The 440-nt window shown below is 50.0% G+C and carries 1 protein-coding gene; it reads right to left on the reverse strand.

Annotated features, from left to right (window positions below; all coding sequences use genetic code 11):
- Window positions 1–390: NAD(P)/FAD-dependent oxidoreductase (locus tag GVL52_RS29130; RefSeq protein WP_200848007.1), on the reverse strand; the 390-nt coding region annotated here is incomplete at its 3' end.
- Window positions 391–440 lie beyond the last annotated feature (50 nt).

Raw genomic sequence — 440 nt, forward strand, 5'->3', positions numbered from 1 at the left:
GTGCTTGGGTTGCACTTTTTCATTTGGATTGAGGTAGTTCATAGCATTGTTAACAGTGGTTGGGGCTTCACCCAGTCCAGTCGCAATCAGGTCAATCTTGCCCTCGTAGAAGCAACAGTCACCGATAGCATAGATACCAGGGACAGAGGTTTCTTGCTTGCTGTTGACCACGATGCGGTGGCGATTGAGTTCCAATCCCCATTCTTTCAGCGTGCCGACAGATGATTTGAAACCGTAGTTGACAAAGAGGTGATCGAAAGACAGGCTGAGCTTGTCCTCGCTCTTAACCTTGTCAAAATGAATCTCAGAAGCTCTGCTATTTTCCCCAGAAAGCCCTTTAGGAACAAAAGGTGTGTGGATGCTGACGCTGGACTGCTTGAGCTCCTCCACGCTGTGCTCAAGGGCTCGGAAGTTGACGCGACGGTGGACGATGTGAGTGG

The organism is Rhizobium sp. 18055, from assembly GCF_902706285.1.
In the GTDB taxonomy this organism is placed as follows: Bacteria; Pseudomonadota; Alphaproteobacteria; order Rhizobiales; family Rhizobiaceae; genus Rhizobium.